This is a genomic window from Paenibacillus pseudetheri (assembly GCF_924513355.1).
In the GTDB taxonomy this organism is placed as follows: Bacteria; Bacillota; Bacilli; order Paenibacillales; family Paenibacillaceae; genus Paenibacillus_AQ; species Paenibacillus_AQ pseudetheri.
This window is the reverse complement of the sequence record NZ_CAKMAB010000019.1, coordinates 1-17,281: the sequence shown is the minus strand read 5'-3', so window position 1 is coordinate 17,281 and position 17,281 is coordinate 1. Positions and strand designations below refer to the sequence as shown.

Here is a 17,281-nt window from a genome sequence, read left to right as displayed (position 1 = left end):
ATCCCTTCACGCCGAAGTCACCGCCTCGGAAGACAGCGGCGCGGAGATCGAAGAGCGACGCTTGACCGCAAGGAATATGCCAACCGCAATCATGGCGACCGCTACAGCCATTACGATGGACATGACGGTGACGTCTGTCGTCTCTGGCCCGTAATGCCAAAGCAGATACTGGCTGCCCTGACAGGCGACTTGCGCGGCAATCGGCGCCCAGATGGATTTAAACCAGACATACAAGAGCGCAAAAATAACAGCGCCAAGAAAACCGTACAACGACAGCGGAATGTCTCCGAAAAAGAACAACGCACCGTACAACACGCCCTGAATCACAATGGCGATCCACACCGGGAACACGCGTCTAAACTCATTCATCAGAATGCCTCTGAACAACGTCTCCTTGTAAATATTTCCGAGAATCAGAAAAACCAGAAATACATACCATTCCGCGCGGTTCAGGTAATCAAACAATTCGCGGAACTGGTACCTGTCCGATGCAATGGCGGGAAGCCGGGAGAAAGCGACTGTAAACAGGCCGGCTCCAAGCCCGATCCATAAAGCGATCGCCACCGATTTGCCGCCCATTACACGGAACTCAGCCGCCTTAAACAGATTTTCTTTGAATATAAACCTCCAGGCCAGCAGCATTAGCGGCAAACCTACCATATCGTTCAAAATAATGACGGTTACCGTGTTCTGTTCAAACCACGTGCTTCTGGGGTATACATAATCGAAAAATAAGGTCGTCACGGTAAAAAACCATCCAAAATACAGGCCGATAACAACGGCCACGCGAGCCAGCATCATTCCCCACGCCTTCATGCGGTCAGCCCCCCTTTTGTGCTGCCGGCGGCGCGTCAGCCGTCAGAGCTTGACTGACACGTGCGCCGATGCCGCCATTACCGGAGGTCCGCCAGACATAGACGGAACCTCCAATCAACGCAGCCAGACAGAGCGCTGTAATGATATACAGCGAAACATCGCCCAGCTTGTCAAACCATTCGTAGAACCCGAAATATTTAAATAAAAAGATTGTGCCCATGGCCGTATTCTGTACCAGAATAGGCGACCACAGCGACCCGGTGCGCAAATACAACCCCCCGTAAATCAGGCCCGAACCGATGCTGATGACCGAAAGCGCCGCGCTCGGCTGGAAGTAGGCGTAAGCCGCGGCTTGCAGAACCAAGGCCACATATACCGGCATAACCCTGCGAAGCTCGCTAAAAATGAGGCCCCTGAACAATATTTCTTCAAATGCCGGGCCAATCAAACCGGCGCCCAGAATGACGTACCAGATCGAATCCCCCCTGATCAGATCGTCTACTAGCGCGGGAATGGACGGGAATCGCTGGGCAATATCGTCAATAACAATAAGGCCGATGCTGAACAAGCTTCCGGCAAGACCCAGACCAATCATCAGCAAGATGCGCGAGCCGCTCAGCCGTTTGAAGCCCGACGCGCGGAACAGATTTTTTTCTGCATGGGGCCAGATCCATCCTTTGATACGAAAGATGAGCATGTAAACAAGCGTAATCAGCGTGAACAAAACGACCATAAACATGGCCGGGTTGCGATCCAGAAACTTGGCGAAGGACAGCGTCGCTTCGTAATTGTAAGTAGAGCGAAGCAGATAGAGCAGTGCATAAAAGACCCCGAGATAAAGCGCGATATTCCCTATAACGGTCAACACTTTTTTCACAGGAAATCTCCTTTCTTACTTCTGTCAAATGTATTCTTGGGTCAGACGCACCCCGGCTTGGCTCATGCTACTCCCTCGAGGCGGCACTGTCTGCTGCGGCGCGATATTGCTCGACCACGCTCGACAGCAGCTCCAGGTAAGCGGAAGCCCAATCCAGCACCGCCTCCTTGCCGAGGCGCCGGGCGTCGTACGTCCAAACCCCGCCAAGCTCTGGCCCTTCCGCTCCGCTTGGTGACGCAGCGCCATCCATATACAGCACAACATCGAATCGTTCCAATAGCGCCTCCCGCTCCTTGAACCCATGCTGCGCTGCTCCTGCAAATAACGGGAACAAGGCAAATCCGGCTTCGGCTTGCGGCTGCTTTCTGATTTGCCGTGCAGTATAACATTCTCCCGCACTCGCCCGCTTGGCGGCATGCCGCAGCAGCGTATCGAAATCGCGCACCTCCGCAAAGTCGATTTCTTTCGGGGCAATCAGCCCATTGTCCGTCATTGCCGGAAGCACAAGCCGGCCCATGCCGGACTCGCCGCGCCAGAAGTACAGATATACGGCATAAGCCGCAGTTTCAACAGTCACTGAGCGGGATGCCGCAAGTTCCGCAATCCCTTGTGCAACCGCCCGGTCCAGTTGGAACTGAACGCTACCGATACGCTCCGCGGTATAGCCGCTACTGACGTAGTCGTCTGCCACAGGCAGTCCGCTCCAGCTCCAGCTCGCGAGCTCGCGATTTCTCGACTCCAGATAAGCCGCAAGCGATGCGATAGTCGGATAGGTGAACAAATCCGTTACGCCGAGAGCGCCTGGATACAACGCCTCCAGCCGTTGATGCACCCGCACCAGCAGCAGCGATTCTCCCCCAACATCGAAGAAACGATGATGGATGCCGAAGTCGTCCCTTTGCAGGATTTCGCGCCATACGTCGGCAATCGCCAGTTCGATATCGCTTGTCGCTTCGACAAACGGAGTACCGCTATCCGCCGCCAGCTCCGGCTCCGGCAGCGCCTTCCGGTCGATTTTGCCGTTTGGAGACAGGGGCATGGCTGGCAGGTCCACCACGGCCTGCGGAATCATATAATCCGGCAGGCGCAGCGCTGTAAAATCCCGCAGTTCCTGTTGGTCCGCAGGTTCGGAGCAAACGATGTACGCGCATAAATATTGACTCCCGCTTGCGGCGTCCCGCTTCATGACCACCGCTTCCGAAACCACCGGATGACCGAGCAGCACATGCTCGATTTCCCCGCATTCGATGCGCTGGCCCCTTATTTTTACCTGATGGTCGATTCGGCCCAAATATTCGATCGTTCCGTCAGGCAGCCATCTGGCAAGGTCTCCTGTCCGATACATCAGACTGCCCGCCGCAAACGGATTATCGACGAACTTTTCTTCCGTCAAATCGGGCCGGCCGATATAACCCCGCGCCAGGCCCGCGCCGGATATGCACAGTTCCCCGGCAATGCCGACAGGCTGGAGCTTCATCGCATCGCTCACGATATAAAGCGAGATATTGTCGATCGGCTTGCCAATCGGCACCTGGATCGGAATATCGCCGTCAGAGCAATCGTAATAGGAAACGTCAACCGTCGCCTCGGTCGGGCCGTACAAGTTCACAAGCCTGGCATCGAATGGAACTCCGATCCGCTCGCGGAACCGCCGCACCTGATCCGCAGTCAGGGCTTCGCCGCTGGCGAACACATACCTCAGGCTCTCCAGCCTTGCCTCCCCGCGTAGCAAGCCGGGATGCTCCATGAACAGGTGCAGCATTGACGGTACAAAATGCATCGTCGTTACGCCATGCCGCGCTATCGTGTCCATCATAAGTGCGGTGTCCTTTTCGCCGCCCGGAGGCAGCAGGACCAGCTTGGCTCCCGCAAAGCTCCACCAGAACAGCTCCCAGACCGATACGTCGAAGGTAATCGGCGTTTTCTGCATAATGACTCCGCTTGCGTCCAGTCCGTATCGCTTCTGCATCCAGCCGATCCGGTTGACGACGGAATGATGCTCGATCATGACCCCTTTCGGTTGTCCGGTCGATCCCGAAGTATACAGCACATAAGCAAGCGAACGTGAATCATGCAGCTTCTCCACAGGGAAGTCGTGTCGCTCCTGCGCCAGCGTCTCATGAACGTCCATAAATGGCAGAAATGTCTCCAGCCCTTCCGGGGCTTTGCCCTTCGTCAAGACAAGCTTGGCTCCGGAATTGTCCAGCATGTAGCGGATTCGCTCCGTCGGCAAGCCCGGCGCAACAGGCACATAAGCTCCGCCCGCCTTCAGCACGCCAAAGATTGCAATCATCATCTCCAGGCTGCGATCCATCACGACGGCCACGCGCTCCTCGCGCTTGACGCCTTGCTTTCTGAGCGCCTGCGCCAGCCGGTTCGACCTCCGATTCAATTCCGCATATGTCAATGCTCCGTCCTCCGCCGCAACCGCAACGGCCTGCGGCGTTTCCGCCGCTTGTCTTTCGAGGTAAACCTCTACCGTATCGCCGCTTGCATACGGCGCCACCGTGCGATTGAACGCTTCGTTCTGCTTCTCCGCCGCCGCGGCGTCAAGTAGCCCGATCCCTCCGAGCGGCCGCTCCGGCTCGGCCAGTGCAAGGCAGACAATACGGAAATACCATTCCGCCATTCTGCGTATGCTGTCTTCTTTAAACAGCGCCGTCGCATATTCGATCGTCAAGGCTGCGCCTTTTGCGCCCTGATCCGCAATCTCAAACGTCAAGTCCAGCTTCGATACGCGATTGTCCGGCACTTGCGTCTCGAATTGCAAGGCGTCCGCCGCCTGTCCGGCCTCCATATGCTGCATGACAAACATCGTGTCGAACAGCGGATTGCGGCTCAGGTCGCGCGGCACACCCAGCATCGTCACCATATGCTCAAACGGGAGCAAGCCGTTGTCCAGCGCCGCAAGCGCAGTTTCTTTGAGCTGCTCGGCGAACGCTCTGAACGGCAGTTCGCTGGATGGCCTGCTGCGAATCGGCAGCGTATTGACAAACATGCCGACCAGAGACTCGGTTGCGGGATGGAAGCGGCCGGCGATCGGCGTGCCGACAATAAGATCGTCTTGCCCCGTCATCAGATGCAATAACGTATGGTAGGCGGCAAGCCAGATATGGAATGGCGTAACGTCCCATTTCTCCGCCGCCGCCGAGGTCCCCTCGGCAAGCTCCGCCGGAATCGACAGCGCAAGCTTGGCGCCTTCGAAGCTTTGTTCAAGCGGACGCGGAAAATCGGTCGGCAGTTGCAGCACAGGAAGCGTACCCGCTAGCCGGAACGCCCAATATTGCTCTTGCTGCTCTCTCGCCTCCGAAGCCATCCACTCCTGCTGCCAAACGGCGGCATCCTTATAGTGAATTGGCAGCGGCTGCAAGGAGCCGCCGCGATACAGTTGCTCGAAATCGCACGCCATTACATTCATGGACACGCCGTCGGCGACGATGTGGTGAATGTCCAGCAGCAGCGTATGCCGACTTTCGCCGTCCGTCGCGAGAAAGGCCCGAATTAACGGAGCCTTTCGCAAATCGAACGGGCGGACGACCGCACGCGCAAATGTATTCAAGTCCGCCGCATCCATCAAGGCATGCACGGCGAGTTCAAACGAAACCCGCTCATGGACACGCTGCACCGGCTTGCCGTCTGCCCAGTCAAAGCTGGTGCGCAGCGGTTCATGGCGGTCAATCAGCCCTTGAATCGCCTCGCGAAGCCTGTCCTGATCAAGCTTGCCCGTCAGGTTCAGCGCGAGCGGAAGATTGTAGGCCGTGCTGTCGGGATAAAGCTGCTGCAGCACAAACAGCCTGTTCTGCGCGAGCGACAACGGGTAGAACGGCCGGCTTTCCGTCCGGGCAATAACCGCGATCCGCTTGGGAGCCGCGGTGTCGATGCGGGCCGCCATTTCCCGCAGCAGGGGAGCGTCGAACACATCCTTCATCGCAAACGCCGCTCCATAACGCTGCTCGATCAAGCCCGCAAGCTGCGCAGCGCGCAAGGAATGGCCGCCCAATTGGAAGAAATGGGCTTCTCTCCCGATCACCGCTCGATCGTCCGGCCCGCTTGCGGCCAGAACGAGCACCTCCCGCCAAAGCTCGGCCAGCCGCTTCTCCGTCGTCGTAGCCGGCGCCTCGCCGCAAGCCGCCGGTTCAACGAACCGGGGCTGTGGCAGGCGGCTGCGGTCGGCTTTGCCGCTCGGACTCAGCGGGAACGCTTCCATAGCAACAAAATACGAAGGAATCATATACTCCGGCAGCAGTTCCTTAAGTGCCGCCCGAAGGCTCGCTTCCTCCGGCGCCTCCCCGTCTGCTGTCACGAGATTTGCGCAAAGCGCCGGCTCTCCTGCAGGGTCCGTCACCGCCGTCACCACGGCATCGAGAACTTCCGCCTGCAAGAGCAGCGCGTGCTCGATCTCGCCGCATTCGATGCGGAGGCCACGCAGCTTGACCTGATGGTCAAAGCGTCCCAAATATTCAATATTGCCGTCCGGTAGCCACCTTGCGCGATCGCCGGTACGGTACAGCTTCTCTCCTGCGGCAAACGGATTCGGAACAAAGCTTTGCTCCGTCAAATCCGGCCTGTTGCGATATCCGCGCGCAAGACTGGCACCCTCGATGCACAGCTCGCCGGACACGCCGATCGGCTGCGGTCTCATCCGCTCGTCCACAATGTAGAGCCGGATGTTATGGATTGGCTTGCCGATCGGAATCGTACCCGCCCCAGCGTCCGGGCAATCGTAATAGCTGACATCGACCGTCGCTTCCGTCGGGCCGTACAGATTAATGAGCCGGCATTGACCGCCGCCGCGCTCCATCAGGCTGTAAAAACCTGCAACATGCGCGGGCTTGAGTACTTCGCCGCTCGCAAATACGTATCGCAGGGAACAAAGCTCGCCGCCTCTGCCGCTGTCCGCTGCATAGGGTAAAAAGACGCCCAGCATGGACGGCACAAAATGCATAACCGTAACCGTCTGCTCCACAATCGAGCGCAGCATGACCGACGGCTCCTTCTCCCCGCCGGGCTCCAGCAAATAAAGCGAAGCACCGGCAAAGCTCCACCAGAAAAGCTCCCATACGGAAACGTCGAACGTGATCGGCGTTTTTTGCAAAATAACGTCGTGCTCATTCAGCGGATAAGCCGTCTGCATCCAGTTCAGCCGGTTGATTGCCGAGCGGTGCTCCACCATAACGCCTTTGGGTTTGCCCGTAGAGCCTGATGTATAAATGACATATGCCAAATGCTCGGGGCCCGCTTGAGGCGGCAGGTCCGTTTCTTCTTCGCCCTTCGGCAGCTCCGATGCGGCGGCAGCCGCAAGCGCGTCCAGATCGAGCGTTTCTCCCTGGAAGGCCGGGAGCGTATGAATCCACTTGGCCCCCGCCAGGAGCAGTCTGGCCCCGCTATCCTCAAGGATGCCGCGAGTCCGCTCGGGCGGATGCTCCGGGTCGATTGGTAAATAGGCCCCTCCCGCCTTGAGCACCGCCATAATCGCAATCATCATGGACAACGAGCGCTGAGCGGCAATCGGCACAATCGTTTCGACCGCAACCCCCTTGCCTCTTAGCAAGGCAGCCATGCGTTCGGCGCGGTCATTCAGCTCCCCGTACGTCAGCGAGCCTTCGGCCGACCGCACCGCCGGGAAGTCCGGCCACCGCCGGGCGGACTCGGCGAACCATCCGTGAATCGTCTTCTCCGCCGGGTACGGATGTCCCGTATCATTCCATGCCGCAAAGGCGGCTTCTTCGGCAGGCGTCGCCATAGTGACCTCGCCACAGATCAGGTCGGGGCTGGCGGCCGTTTGCTCCAAAATGTAAAGCAGCCGCGCCGCCAACCGCTCCATCGTGCCTTTATGGAACAATCCCGTATTATACTCCAGCTCCGCCCGCAGACCGCCTTCGCCATCGCTGTACAGATCGAGCTTAAAGTCCAGTTTGGATGTTCCGTGGCCGACGGGCAAAGGCTCCATGCTCCAGCCGTCACCGCGCGTCACCAGCTTCTCGTCTTCAAACTGGTTGTGAACGATCAGCATCGTATCGAACAGCGGGTTGCGCGACGGTTCATGCGGATACCGGGCCGCTTCCATCATGTGCTCGAGACTGACATCGCCATGACCGTATGCGGCAAGCAAACGCCCATGGGTCTCACCGACAAACGCCAGGACTGGCAGCTCGTCCGCCACCGACATCCGAATCGGTAGAAACTGGTTGAACATGCCGATCATCCGGGCCGTGTCCGGATGCGTCCGGCCTGCCGCCAAAGAACCGATTACAAATTCCGACTGATGCGTCGTTCCCTTCAGCAACAGCGAGTAAGCAGCAAAAAGCAGGCTGTTCATGCTCGCTCCGGCGTTTGCGGCCGTCTCTTTCAGCCGTGCGGCGAGCGCCGCCGGAATGTGGAAGCTATACGTATCACCCGCAAATGTCTGACGGTCGCCGCGCGGTCGATCCAATGGCATATCGAGCGGCGCCGGCGACTCTGCAAGCTGCTCCGTCCAAAACGCTCGGCTTGCCCTGGCCCGCTCCGAGCCGGACTGTCGCTCCTGCCAAATGGCGTAATCCTTGTAATGCAGAGCCGGCGACGCAAGTTCAGCGCCGTCGATCAAAGCGGTCAACTCCTCCAGCAGCAGCTTGACAGATATACCGTCCGCCGCGATGTGGTGAATGTTGAGCAGCAGATAAGCCTCCGCACCTTCCGATTCGGGCCGGCAATAACATGCGGCGAGCAGCGGCGCTGCTGCAAGCTCCAGCGGCCGGAAAAACTCGCTCAAGCATTCCGGCAGCGGCGTCTCCGCAAGCTCCGCTGTTTGCAGAACAAAGGCGGCCGAATCGTGCACGATCTGTGCCGGAACGCCGTCGATCCAATGGTAGGAGGTCCGCAGCGGCTCATGCCGTTCGATCAACTTCCGAAGCGCTGGCCCGATTCTGGTCTCACCCACCGCACCCGTTAGTTTAAGCGCGAGCGGAATATGGTAGGTTAGTCCGATATCAGCCATGCTTTCCGCCAAAAACATGCGCCGCTGCGGCGGGCTGAGCGGATAGGATGCGGCTTTTGGCGCGCCCACAACAGGTTCGTACGTTTCCTTGGCAGCCCTGTCGATCCAGGCCGCCTGCTCTCTGACCGTCGGCAGCTTGAAAATTTCCTGAAGCGGCATGCGCACCCGGCAATGCTTGTAGATTACTGAGGTCAATGCGGCCGCCTTCAAGGAATGGCCGCCATGCTCAAAGAAGTGGTCAAGCGCGCCAACCTGCCCTACATGAAGCACTTCTTGCCACAATCCTGCGACAATGATTTCCGTATCTGTGGCGGGCGCTTCATATGGGACTGCGCGCTCCGGCGCAGGCAGACTTTTTTTGTCCACCTTGCCGCTCCCGCTCAGCGGCAGCTTCTCCAACTGCACAAACGCGGCGGGAATCATAAATGACGGCAGCTTGCCTGTCAGTTGGCTTCGAACGCTTGCCTGCCCTTCGGTTTGCTCCGCAACGATATAAGCGCATAAATACGGCGCGCCGTCATTCTCGATCAGCGCGACAAACGCTTCCTTGACGCCCGCGCAATCCAGCAGCCCGCTTTCGATTTCGCCCAATTCAATCCGGTAACCCCGCAACTTGACCTGGCTGTCGATCCGGTCCAGAAATTCCAAATTTCCGTCAGGCAAGCGGCGCACCAGGTCGCCGGTTCCGTACACGGTTTCGCCTTCCCGGAACGGATGCGGCCGGAACTTCGAAGCGGTCTGCTCCGGCAAATTCACATAGCCGGATGCGACACCGTCGCCCGCAATCCACAGCTCGCCCGGCACCCAGTCCGGCTGCAATCGGCCCTGCTCATTCAGCACCAGCGTTTCTGAACGCGCGATCGGCGCGCCGATCGGCATGGTGGCCGTTCCTTGTCCGTCCCATGTCTCCGTGACCGGATAGCAGGTAGCGAACACCGTCGTTTCCGTAGGGCCGTAGACATGCAGGAGCACGCCCGGTCCAAGCGCGCGGAGCGCTTTGCGGATATGCGGCACGGAAGCCCGCTCTCCGCCAAATAAAATATGGCGCAGGCCGCGCAGCGACTCCAGCCCATGATCGACCAGCGTATTGAACAGCGCCGTCGTCACAAAGAATACGGTAATGCCTCTGCACTCAATCAGCTCGGTCAGCCGCACAACGTCGGCAACCTCTTCCTCGCCGACCAGCGTCAGCTTCGCGCCGTTCAACAGCGCTCCGTACAAATCGAACGTTGAACCGTCAAAGGCGTAGTTGGAAAGCTGCAACAGCGCATCGTTTTCCGAAATGCTTACATAATCGGTATGGACGGCAATCCGGGACACATTGCGATGCGCGGTCATAATCCCTTTCGGCTTGCCCGTCGAGCCGGACGTGTACATGATATAAGCGAGATCGTCCGCCGAGCCGTCGATGTCCAGATCATAGCCGGACTCGCCGGCCCATCTCGTATCGAGTCCATCCATGTCGACGACATCTATGCTGTCTCCGGCAAGCCGTGCGCCCATCTCCATCGTCGCAGCCGCAGCCACGATCGCCCGCGCTTCCGTATCCTGCAGCATAAACAAAATCCGCTCTTCGGGATAGTGCGGGTCGATCGGCACATAGACGGCTCCCGCTTTCAGCACAGCCAATATCGCCGCAATCATATCGGGCGAGCGCCGCAACAGCAGCGCCACCTTCGCACCCGGCGCCACGCCGCGCCGTACAAGCGTGCGCGCGAACCGGTTGGCACGTTCGTTCAGCTCGCTGTAGGTATATGCCCGCTCGCCCAATTCAACGGCAATCTGCTGCGGTGTCTCCACCGCTTGCCGTTCAAACAGCCTGTGCAGCGACAGCTCCTGCAGCGGCGAGGCGAATGAACGGCCAAGCCGGAGCAGCCGTTCCCGCTCTTGGTCATCGACGGGATCAAGCTCGCCAAGCGACACATGCGGCTGCGCGGCTACTGCCCGGGCCAGCGCTACATAATGCCGGGCTAATTGCACAGCGGCACGCTCATCGTACAAATCCAGTGCATACTCCAGTGTAAATGCGATGCCTGCGCCTGTATCCGCGCACTCCCAAGTCAGGTCGAACTTGGCCGAGCCGCTGTCCATCGCTTGGGGCGTGTAGACGACATCCTTGCTCCGCCATTCGGGCAGCTCCATATTTTGCAGCGTAAACACCGAATCGAACAGCGGATTCCGCCCGTGTTCCCGTTTCACATTGGCCAGTTCGGCTATTTCTTCATAAGGCACATCCCCGTTGCCGATAGCCGCCAGTGTCTCCCCATTGACCTGCTTCAGCCATTGATCGAAGCGTGCACCGCTATCCCCGCGCAGGCGGACCGGAACCATGTTGACGAACATTCCGACTACGCTTTGCAGCTCTGGCCGTAACCGTCTTGCGGCTGCCGTGCCGACAACGATATCGAATTCGCCCGTGTATTTCGCAAGCAGTACATAATAAATCGAAAGCAGCACAGTGTATAATGTTACGCCCTCGCGCCTAGCCAACATCCGCAGCGACCCGGCAAGCTCAGGCTCCAGCTCGAAGCGCTCAATTGCCCCGCGATAGCTTGGCGTCTGTGGTCTTGGGCGGGGGGACGGAAGTGCTGGAGACGGCACGCCATCCCGAAAGATTTCGCGCCAATAAAGCTTCTGGCGCTCCAGCCACCCGCCGCTTTGGCCCGCTTCCTCCCACAGCGCTATATCCCCGCCATGAATCGACAACGGCTCAGGTGCTTTCCCCTCGTAAAACCTCGTAAGATCGGACATCAAAATGCCCATCGACGTTCCATCCGTGATGATATGATGCATATCCAGCAGCAGAACGCTTGACTCGCGCTCCATGCGCACAAGCTCCATGCGCAGCAGCGGTGCTTGATCCAGACGAAACGGCTGCAGGAAGCTGCGCTGCCGCAGCGCCAGCGAAGGCACCGGCCAGCCGCTTCCGTCAACGACGGCAAGCGGCGGCTCGACCGCCTGATCGATGCGCTGCATCACATGGCCTTCTTCCATGTAAAAGGACATCCGCAGCGCCGGATGCCGCTCTATCAGCGCCCGCCACGCCGCGCGGAATCGTTCGATATCGAGCGGGCCCTTCACCTGGACCGCAAATGGCAGATGGTAGTTGAGCAGCCCCGGATTCAGCTCTTCCAAAATGAATAGCCGCTTTTGCGCCGAGGTCGCCGGATAAACCGTCCGCTCCTCCGCTTTGGCCACCGGCGGCGCAACGGCGGCAGTTCCTTCGCCCTCCTGCGCCTTTTGCTCCAGCAAAGCGGCCAGCGAACTCACTGTATCATGCAAAAACAGCTCGGTAAGCGTAAGCTCGACGCCAAACGCCTCTTGCAGCCTGGCGGCGGCATAAGCCGCCTTGAGCGAATTGCCTCCTTGCTCGAGAAAGCCGTCATTTCGGCCTATGTAATCCTTTTTCAACACCTCGCGCCAGATGGACATGATCCGTTGCTCCGTCTCCGTGGCCGGCTCCAAGCTGACATCCCCGCGCAAGGCATCGCCGCCTTCCGCATCACGCCGCTTAAGCGCGGCCGCCGCTTCCAGCTCCGCCAGCTCGGCAAGCGCTTCGGCAAACTCGCCTTCTCGCAGCGCTTCCGCCAATACGTAGCGTTGAATTTTGCCGGAGGTCGTTTTCGGAATTCGCCGAACGGGGACAACAAAAGCAACGTCCAGACCGGCCGATGCGTTCAGTAGTTTTTTCACCTCGGCCATCAGCGGTACAAATCCGCCGGTCTTGCCGCGATGCTGAATAAAAACTGCGATCGCATCCCGTTTGGTCGTCGCATCCTGAACGGCGGCAATCGCCGTTTTCCCGGTTTCGGCCCCTTTCAGGCCGCTGATCAACGCCTCCAGATCATGCGGATACACATTTTGCCCGTTGACGAAAATGACGTCCTTCATGCGGCCGGTCACATATAAACGCCCTTCCAGCAAGAAACCCAAATCTCCCGTATTCAGCCAGCCGTCCGGGGAAATCGTTTGCTTGTTTACATCGGGCCGCTTATAGTAGCCGTTTGTAACGTTGCGGCCTCTAATATGAATCAAGCCTACGCTGCCTGCTGCCGAAGGGTTTCCTGTTTCGTCGCAAATGCGCACCTCGCACTCTTGTACGGGGAAGCCCAGCTCGACGATCTCGATCGCGGCATGATCCCCGTGCGCGGCCATTCGTGCAGGTTGTCCAATAGCCAGTGATTGGCGCTCAAGCTTAATGGTATTCAGGTGATCTTCCGTTCCCGGGAACGTCACGGCCAGGCTCGCTTCCGCAAGCCCGTATACCGGGAAAATGCAATTTCCCTTTAACCCATACGGCTTCATCGCCTCCAGAAAATCGCGGCAATGGGCGGCAGATATCGGTTCAGCCCCGTTAAAAATCAACCTGACGCAAGACAAATCCCATGCCGCCGCTCCTTCCGGCTTCCAATGCTGCAGAAAATGCACATAACCGAAATTCGGCGAGGAGAGACATGTCACCCGGTGCTTATGCGTAAGTTCCAGCCATTTCATGGGATGAAGCACAAACGTGGAGGTTGGCAAGTGAAACTGATTCATGCCGCAAAACAGCGGCGAAAGATGAAAGCCGATGAGCCCCATATCATGCGTCAGCGGAAGCCAGCTCAGCGAAGAATCCCGCTCCGTTGACTGCGCCCCATGAATAATGGCGGCCATGTTCGATAATAGATTGCCGTGCGTCAGCACGACCCCCTTCGGGTCTCCGGTAGAGCCCGATGTAAACTGGATGAATGCGGTGTCCGATTCGGCTGCGTCATATGGCTCAGTCTCGGGCCGGTCTGCATCTGCAGCCGCCGTTAGAACCTCCGCAATCGGCACGCAACCAGACTCCAGCTGGGCCAGCACCTCCGATTCCCCGTGCTTCAAAGCGTAGCCTTGAATTCCCGGCCAAAGCTCTTCATCGCAGAGCAATCTCGGCGCTTGCAACTGCTTACATATCTGGATCAGCTTTTTGCGTCCTTCGTCCGTACGCGCCGCCGTCACAGGTACGGGGACAATACCGCCGAGCACGCAAGCCCAGAACAGAAGGATAAACCGTTCGTTATCTTCTGTCTGCATGACGGCAAAGTCGCCTGGTTCAAGGCCCTGCTCGCGCAGCAGATGGAGCGCCCTTCCGGCCATTGCAAGTAATTGACCGTACGACAAGTAGCGCTCCTGACTGCTTTCACAAAATAAAATTCCCGCATCGCTTTCCTTGTGCGCCAACAATACGCCGGACAATTTACGGATGGATCTCATAGTCGGCAGCCCTCCGTTCTGTGTTTTATCACACCGTTGTGGAATGCAGTTCTTGATAATCCTCCGTTACGATACGATTATGCTCGTCCATAATGACGACATGCGGACGATACGTGCGGGCTACCGATTCCTCCATCATCGCGTAAGAAATAATAATGACGCGGTCGCCGGGCTGGACCAGTCTGGCAGCGGCGCCGTTCAAGCACACCATACCCGAGCCTCTTGGGCCGGTTATGACATACGTCTCCAGCCTGGCTCCGTTATTAATATTGACCACTTGCACTTTTTCGTTCTCCAGGATGTTCGATGCATCCAAAATATCCTGATCAATGGTTATGCTTCCTACGTAATTCAAATTGGCTTCTGTCACGACAGCACGGTGAATTTTGGACTTATGCATCTCTCTGAACATAAATACACTCTCCTTGTGGAGTAGTCTGGAAAAATAAAACTTAGCTAACTTCTTAATAACAAACATCATTTTCCAAATATTCTTTTTAAGGAACATTCAGAGTGCAAACAAACCTACATTGTTTCTCTTTCTTAACGAAAAAAACAAGCTGGTGCAATCAAGCCGTTCAAAAAAGAAATTCTGCGGCAAATTCGTGCCAATGTGACTGTTCTTAAGGAATAAGCAAGTTCAAGTTCAGGCTTATGTGTGGGATCGTGCTGAATAGTTATTTCATTGATTGTGAGGGGGCATGTTGACTGGGAAACTCATGCTTTTTGTGTGGAATAATTGCTGATGGACAAGCTCATGCAATAGAACGAGGTCGTGCTAATTAGGCAGATTTGCTATTGTGCGGGTACCAGTTGATTGAAAACTACGCCAGCAGAACAAAAAAATATGGCTTGTACATCGCAGTGCTCATCATACAGGCGGTTCAGTGTTACGCAGGGGAAAAATCATGACGTTTAACCGGGTGTAGCGGTAATGAGTTAAAGTAGTGAAATGCAATATTTTTCTCATAAAAAGGTAATTTCTTGCTACTTACCCTTATAGTAGTACTAATCTTTCACTTGCGATAGGGAGAAAATCGTACAATAGAGGGGGAAATTCTTTTACTTTTTTGAGTAAATCTACCAAAAATTAAGAGCTCTATGCAAAAAAACATTTCCGCTCTTGCTTGAAAACAGCAGCTTGACAAACAAAAACAGATTAAAAATCGAAACGTTGTAACGAAGGGATTGGCGGCAATAGTGGAGCGCTTTTTTGCGGTCGTAACGGTTCAGATAGCTGAGCGTATAATATTTGCTTGCAATGCCGATGTCAATGTAAGAGAGCTGTTTCGCTTTATTGCCGACGGAATCAGACTGAGTGACCAAATCCCGGATGTGCTCGCGCACCTTGATAGATTTGAAGCTAAGGCCCTCGATTTTTATATATATTTCCTCGTTGAGATGAATCGTATCGGGATCAAGCTGCCAGCGGTCGCAGAAGAAGTAGAGGCTGTCGGTAGACTGCCTGTAGACGGAATGAGGTTTGGTTTGCAGCGCAATTCTGTATTTGTCGAAAAAGCGGAGCAGATAGGTCGTATCTTCCCCCAGATAAAAATGTTCGTTGATCAAGCCGACTTCGTCCAGCAGCTCCCGACGGAATACCATCGTGTTCAGTTGAAAAAAATTGCGCGTATGCGACAAAAACGCCTCGAACAATCCTTTTTCGAATACAATCGTTTCTTCGTCATTCCATGTTTCAAACGTTGTTCTCATCGAATGTAGCCAATCCCGCTCAACCTCATTGTCGAAGTTGTAGGAGGTAATATCCCCGTGCCGTTCCACCCATAGCGCAAAGCTGATATCCGCTTTCGTCAGCGCATGCGTCTTCATGCTGTCGGTCAAATGGCAAGGATACCATTCGTCATCGGAATCAAGAAACGCCAAATATTCGCCTTTCGCCGCCAGCATCCCCGTGTTTCGCGCGCCGCCCGGTCCTTTTTCCCGTTCATTGCACACATAGCGGATTCGCGCATCTTTGCGCGTCCACTCGCGGATTGCCTCTTCCGTATGATCTGTGCTTCGGTCATCAACGACGATCAGCTCCCAGCTCGTGTAAGACTGGCGCAAGATGGACTCAATCGCCCCGGAAATGATATGCGCCCGATTATACGTTGGCATCACAATGCTTATCAACTGCTCCATTCGCTTCACTCCAATCGTTATAAAATATATGCCTCAAATCATCGTCAGTGTAAATACGGATCGGGAAGCCGTCAAGTACAAAAAGCATACGGCGGTTTAAACACGCCCTGTTTATGAGGTAAAAGCGTCCCAGATTCCAATATGAATATGCCAGCTTGCTCGCAACCTTCCGAAACGCAAAAGGCCCTCCGCTTCATTTAGCAAAGCGCCTCAGCTCGCATTGGAAACCATTTTGCGGCCATGAGCTCCTACTCTCTTTCAAACAATTGCTTATGCTTATTGAAAAATCGATAAAAAAATTGTACATTGTCTAGCTCAAACCATTCTGCTGTTTGAAGAGGCTTGGCATCCAGATTATAAATTTTTGCATGTAACGCGCCTAAAACAAAGGGAGAATGAGTGGCAATAATAAATTGACTATCAAAATATCGTGCCAGCTCATTTATTTGTTCTGCCATTCTTATTTGATTGGCAGGAGAAAGTGACGTTTCCGGCTCGTCTAATAAATACAATTGCCCAGGTAGCAAATATTCCTCAAAAAACTGCATGGACGTTTCTCCATTAGAGTATTTTTCTTGCGAGAATTGAATGTTCTCCAGCTTCTTCTTAAACGCATACGTAGCTTCATATTGTGCCGCCTGAGCCTTGCTCATCCCTTTGTTAATCTGCTCATACATTATTCCTTCACGCAGCACGGAAGATTGCTGTATCTTCTTGATCTCATATAAAATATCCTCTGATTTCATATATCGGCTTCCTTCTGGAAGTTGCCTGATTTCATGCTCTTGCTCATCATGCCCAAGCTGATAGCTACTCAAATCAAGGAATCGCTGAGCATAAATACTATGCCCATAGCTTGTCATTTTTTCAGCCCCCGAGATTCCTAGCTTGTTGGAAATTACATTGAGCAAAGTGGATTTTCCGCTACCGTTATTCCCATACAACACAGTAATTCGATCAAACAAAAGCACCTCTCCAGCCACGTGCTTAAATACATAATCAGGGTATATGTTGGGATTTCGATTCGTATAATCAGAAAGCTTAAAGCTTCTTAAATAAATCATTACCGCACTCCTTCTACCTGTCTTATAGTTTGAATTCTATTTTACCAGACGGATTGTAATATGAAGTGCGACAGCTGCTAAGAGAATAAAAAAATAGCCCATGACTGATTCGTGTAGAATGAAGTTACCACACCACCCCTACACAAGGAGAATCAGAACATGAACTAC

At 55.5% G+C, this 17,281-nt stretch carries 6 protein-coding genes; all 6 read right to left on the bottom strand.

The features are described from left to right. Nucleotides 1–6 precede the first annotated feature (6 nt). Nucleotides 7–816, bottom strand: a complete 810-nt coding sequence (locus tag L1028_RS17555; RefSeq protein ID WP_234536014.1) for a CPBP family intramembrane glutamic endopeptidase — start codon at nt 814–816, stop codon at nt 7–9. A gap of 4 nt (nt 817–820) precedes the next feature. Then, entirely contained in the window at nt 821–1,693 is an 873-nt protein-coding gene (locus tag L1028_RS17550) for a CPBP family intramembrane glutamic endopeptidase (protein WP_234536012.1), read from the bottom strand. Between the two features lie 67 nt (nt 1,694–1,760). Beyond that, nucleotides 1,761–13,907, bottom strand: a complete 12,147-nt coding sequence (locus L1028_RS17545) for a non-ribosomal peptide synthetase (protein WP_234536011.1) — start codon at nt 13,905–13,907, stop codon at nt 1,761–1,763. Between the two features lie 28 nt (nt 13,908–13,935). Then, entirely contained in the window at nt 13,936–14,319 is a 384-nt protein-coding gene (panD, locus tag L1028_RS17540) for an aspartate 1-decarboxylase (protein ID WP_103996753.1), read from the bottom strand. Between the two features lie 668 nt (nt 14,320–14,987). Further along, nucleotides 14,988–16,049 carry a glycosyltransferase family 2 protein gene (locus L1028_RS17535; RefSeq protein ID WP_234535994.1) on the bottom strand — a complete coding sequence of 354 codons (1,062 nt, stop codon included), beginning with the start codon at nt 16,047–16,049 and terminating at the stop codon, nt 14,988–14,990. Nucleotides 16,050–16,297: 248 nt separating this feature from the next. Next, nucleotides 16,298–17,113: an AAA family ATPase gene (locus tag L1028_RS17530; protein WP_234535993.1), complete on the bottom strand. Its 816-nt coding sequence runs from the start codon at nt 17,111–17,113 to the stop codon at nt 16,298–16,300. Nucleotides 17,114–17,281: the final 168 nt, after the last annotated feature.